This window comes from Flavonifractor sp. An112 (genome assembly GCF_904377885.1).
GTDB lineage: Bacteria > Bacillota > Clostridia > Oscillospirales > Oscillospiraceae > Flavonifractor > Flavonifractor avicola.
On sequence record NZ_CAJFGT010000110.1, the window covers coordinates 1 to 4,142 of the forward strand.

General features: G+C 61.3%; 7 protein-coding genes. All 7 read right to left on the bottom strand.

All coding sequences use genetic code 11. The features are described from left to right. Positions 1-90, bottom strand: a 90-nt coding sequence (gene rpmJ / locus IHN22_RS12255; RefSeq protein WP_191435654.1) for a 50S ribosomal protein L36, incomplete at its 3' end; no start/stop codon positions are given. A 114-nt stretch (positions 91-204) separates the two neighbouring features. Next, the gene (infA, locus tag IHN22_RS12260) at positions 205-423 is read right to left on the bottom strand and encodes a translation initiation factor IF-1 (RefSeq protein WP_009258089.1); all 219 of its coding nucleotides are present in this window, start codon (positions 421-423) and stop codon (positions 205-207) included. 285 nt (positions 424-708) lie between these two features. Beyond that, positions 709-1,461 carry a type I methionyl aminopeptidase gene (map, locus tag IHN22_RS12265; RefSeq protein ID WP_087328960.1) on the bottom strand — a complete coding sequence of 251 codons (753 nt, stop codon included), beginning with the start codon at positions 1,459-1,461 and terminating at the stop codon, positions 709-711. A gap of 12 nt (positions 1,462-1,473) precedes the next feature. Then, on the bottom strand, positions 1,474-2,106 hold the full coding sequence (locus IHN22_RS12270; protein WP_087269159.1) for an adenylate kinase: 633 nt from the start codon (positions 2,104-2,106) through the stop codon (positions 1,474-1,476). 12 nt (positions 2,107-2,118) lie between these two features. Then, positions 2,119-3,450 (bottom strand): preprotein translocase subunit SecY, encoded by a 1,332-nt coding sequence (gene secY / locus IHN22_RS12275; RefSeq protein ID WP_191435655.1) that lies wholly within the window; start codon positions 3,448-3,450, stop codon positions 2,119-2,121. Beyond that, positions 3,451-3,891, bottom strand: coding sequence for a 50S ribosomal protein L15 (gene rplO, locus IHN22_RS12280; RefSeq protein WP_191435656.1), 441 nt, complete (start codon positions 3,889-3,891; stop codon positions 3,451-3,453). Positions 3,892-3,904: 13 nt separating this feature from the next. After that, on the bottom strand, positions 3,905-4,087 hold the full coding sequence (rpmD, locus tag IHN22_RS12285; protein WP_087335586.1) for a 50S ribosomal protein L30: 183 nt from the start codon (positions 4,085-4,087) through the stop codon (positions 3,905-3,907). Between the last annotated feature and the right edge of the window lie 55 nt (positions 4,088-4,142).

The window sequence follows — 4,142 nt, forward strand, 5'->3', positions numbered from 1 at the left end:
GGGGTTTTCGCAAATAACCATGACCTTGCCCTTGCGCTTGATGATCTTGCACTTCTCGCACATGGGCTTCACGGACGGTCTAACTTTCATGTCATTAACCTCCTGTAGAGCCTGATGGCCCCGGTACGGCGGAGGCAAGGCCCCGCTGACCCGCACCGGTCATTGATAGGGTCGGCAGGCCTGCGCCCGCCGGAATGAGCCGGATTACTTGCTTCGCCAAGTGATCCGGCCCCGGGTTACGTCGTAGGGGGACATCTGGACGGTGACTTTATCGCCGGGCAGAATGCGGATGAAGTTCATCCGCAGCTTGCCGGAGATGTGGGCCAGAATGATGTGGCCGTTTCCGATGTCCACATGGAACGTGGTATTGGGAAGGGACTCGGTGACGACGCCCTCCACTTCGATCATATCGTCTTTTGCCAAAGCGTCATACCCTCCTTGACTCCTCAGCTCGGAAAGCGGCCAGCGCCCTCCGCACCTCTCGGTTTGTGATGGGTTCCCCAGTCCGGATCTTCTCCAGAACGGGGTGTTGGAAGTCCCCGGCGTCGGCCGTGTGTACGGTTTTCTTCCGCTTGGGGGACTCTGCCTTTCGCCGTCTGCCGTCGCAGAGCAGCAGATAGGGGCCGTCTTGATCCAAAACGCAGAACAGCTGCCCCTTGTCATGCCCTGCCAGTGAGCGGACGATCCGCGGATGCTCCGCCGCCATACTCAGTCCTCCGCCACGGTAAGCACTTCGGGCTCGCCGTCGGTGATGAGGATGGTATTTTCATAGTGGGCGGTCATGCTACCGTCGGCGGACACGGTGGTCCAGCCGTCCTTGAGCACCTTCACCCGCCAGTCACCGGCACACACCATGGGCTCCACGGCGATGGTCATGCCCGGCTGGAGCCGGGGGCCGTGTCCGGCAGGCCCGTAGTTGGGGACCTCCGGAGCCTCGTGGAGCTTGGCGCCCACACCGTGACCCACAAAGTCCCGCACCACGGAGAAGCCGTTGGCCTCCACATACTGCTGAACGGCGTGGGAGATGTCGTACACCCGCTTGCCCGGCCGGGCCAGACGGATGCCCTCCCAGAAGCTCTGCTCGGTGACCCGAATGAGCCGCATGGCCTCGTCGCTCACCTCTCCGCAGGGGAAGGTGGCAGCACAGTCACCATGAAAGCCGTTGAGGTAAGCGCCCACGTCAATGGAGACGATGTCGCCTTCCTGCAGCTTCCGGGGGCCGGGGATGCCGTGGATAACCTGCTCATTGATGGAGATGCAGGCGGAGCCGGAAAAGCCGCCATATCCCAGGAAGGAGGGCTTGGCTCCGTGACTTTCGATAAATTTGCGTACCGCGGTGTCAATCTCATGGGTGGTGACACCGGGCCGCACCATGGAACCGGCCAGCGCCCGGGCCTGGGCGGTCAACCGCCCGGCCCGGCGCATCAGCTCGATTTCACGGGGAGATTTCAGTGAGATCATTTCCATCTCAAATCACTTCTCCAGCAGTTCCATGATCTTGTTGTTGGTCTCTTCGATCCCGCCCAGATCAGGCACGCTCATCAGCACGCCGTGAGCCTGGTAATAGTCCTTGAGGGGCTCGGTCTCGTTGTGATAGACCTCCAGCCGGTGCTTAACGGTCTCAGGCTGGTCGTCCTTGCGCTGCTCCAGCTCGCCGCCGCACTTGTCGCAGATCCCCTCCTGCTTGGGAGGAGCGGCCACAATGTGGTAGGTGGCGCCGCAGGTGTGGCAGGTCCGGCGGCCCGTCATACGGGCCTCGATGACGCTGTCGGCGATCTCCAGGGAGAGCACCGCGTCAAAGTGGATGCCGTGGGCATCCAGAGCCTCAGCCTGGGCGATGGTGCGGGGCACGCCGTCCAGGATAAAACCGTTGGCACAATCGGACTCGGCCAGCCGCTCCTGAATGATGCCGATGATGACCTCATCAGGGACCAGCTTGCCGGCGTCCATATAGCTCTTAGCCTCCAGCCCGATGGGGGTGCCGGCCTTGACGGCGGCCCGGAGGATGTTGCCGGTGGAGATGGTGGGGATACCCAGCTTCTTGCTGATGATCTCAGCCTGAGTACCCTTTCCGGCGCCGGGGGCGCCCAGAAGAATGATTTTCATTTTCCTCGCCCCTTACTCCAGGAAGCCCTTGTAGTGGCGCATCATCATCTGAGCCTCCATCGCCTTGGTGGTCTCCAGAGCAACGCCCACCACGATGATGACGGAAGTACCGCCGATGGCCAGGCTGCTGACGCCGATGATGGCGCCGGTGACGATGGGAGCGATGGCGATCACGGCCAGATAGAGAGCGCCAAACATGGTGATCTTACCCAGAACCTTGTGGATAAAGTCGGCGGTGGGCTTGCCGGGACGGAAGCCGGGGATAAAGCCGCCGTTCTTCTTGAGATTGTTGGCCACTTCCACCGGGTTGAACTGCATGGTGGAATAGAAGTAGCTGAAGCCCACAATCAGCAGGAAGTAAACAATGATATAAACAATGCTGGTGGTGTTGAACACGCGGAGGAACACGCCCCAGCCGCCCTCGCTCTCGACGCTCTTGCCGAAGAACATACCCACGGTAGCGGGCAGGGAGGCAATGGCCTGAGCAAAGATGATGGGCATAACGCCGCTCATGTTCACCTTCAGGGGGATGTGGCTGGACTGGCCGCCGTACATCTTGCGGCCCACCACCCGCTTGGCATACTGGACGGGGATGCGGCGCTCGGAGTTCTGGATGAACACGATGAGCACCACGATGGCCAGCATACCGATTACGATGAGGATGGCGCCCCACCAGGGAAGGTTGAAGACACCATCGCCGGTGACGCCGTTGAGGTTGTTGCGGATACCGGTGTAGATAGCCTCCACCATACCGGGCACCCGGGACAGGATACCGGCAAACAGGATGATGGAGATGCCATTGCCGATGCCGAACTCGGTGATCTGCTCACCCAGCCACATAACAAAGGCGGAACCGGCGGTAAAGCAGAGGATAATCACAACGGCCACCCACCAGCCGGGCAGACCGGCGGTGTCCAGCAAAGCGCCGTTGCTGGTGCTGGCGACCAGGGTGTAGTAGCCCAGGCCCTGCAGGATAGCGATAGCCACGGTCACGTAACGGGTGATGGCCGCGATCTTCTTCCGGCCCTCCTCGCCGCCGTCCCGCTGGAGACGCTCCAGGGCGGGGATGGCAACGGTGAGCAGCTGGATGATGATGGAGCTGTTAATATACGGCTGCACGCCCAGGGCAAAGACGGCGGCCATGGAGAAGGCGGTGCCGTTCATGGTACCCAGCAGGGAGAAGATGCCTCCCATGTTGTTGAGCGTAGAGCCCAGCAGGTCACTGTTGATAAAGGGAACAGGAACCACCGAGCCCAGCCGGAAGATGAGCAGCGCGAAGACGGTAAAGAGGATCTTCTTGCGCAGCTCAGGGATCTTCCACGCGTTACGGATGGTCTGGATCACTTAGACCACCTCGTACTTTCCACCTGCCGCCACGATCTTCTCCTTGGCGGAGGCAGAGAAAGCGGAGGCCCGGACAGTCAGCTTCTTGGTCAGGGTGCCGTTGCCCAGCACCTTGTAGCCGTACTCGCACTTGGAGAGGATACCCTTCTCCAGCAGGTCGCACACGTTGACCACAGCGCCGTCCTCGAACTTGTTCAGGGCGGAGACGTTGATGGCCTCCAGGGGCTTGGCAAAAATGTTGTTGAAGCCCCGCTTGGGGATACGGCGGGTCAGAGGCATCTGGCCGCCTTCAAAACCCACGCGGACGCCGCCGCCGGAGCGGGCCCACTGGCCCTTCTGGCCGCGGCCGGCAGTCTTGCCGTTACCGGAACCGTTGCCGCGGCCCTTGCGGTAAGCCTTGGGGTTGGAACCGGCAGCGGGGGAAAGATCATGCAGATTCATTTCGCGCACCTCCTTACTGTTCCTCGGTCACCTGCAGCAGATAGCCGATGTGGGCAATCTTGCCGCGGGTAGCCTCGTTATCGGGCTGTACGGTGGTGTCGCCGATGTGGCGCAGCCCCAGAGCCTCGGCGGTGGCCTTATGCTTGGCAATGCGGCCGTTCAGGCTCTTGACCAGCTTGATGTTCAGATTAGCCATGTTCACGGCCCTCCTTAACCTACGATCTCGCTGACGCTCTTGCCGCGGATGCGGG

Excerpts from the sequence above, each read along its gene's own strand:
- rpmD (WP_087335586.1), bottom strand. The coding sequence starts at position 4,087 with ATGGCTAATCTGAACATCAAGCTGGTCAAGAGCCTGAACGGCCGCATT.
- IHN22_RS12270 (WP_087269159.1), bottom strand. The coding sequence starts at position 2,106 with ATGAAAATCATTCTTCTGGGCGCCCCCGGCGCCGGAAAGGGTACTCAG.
- rplO (WP_191435656.1), bottom strand. The coding sequence starts at position 3,891 with ATGAATCTGCATGATCTTTCCCCCGCTGCCGGTTCCAACCCCAAGGCT.
- map (WP_087328960.1), bottom strand. The coding sequence starts at position 1,461 with ATGATCTCACTGAAATCTCCCCGTGAAATCGAGCTGATGCGCCGGGCC.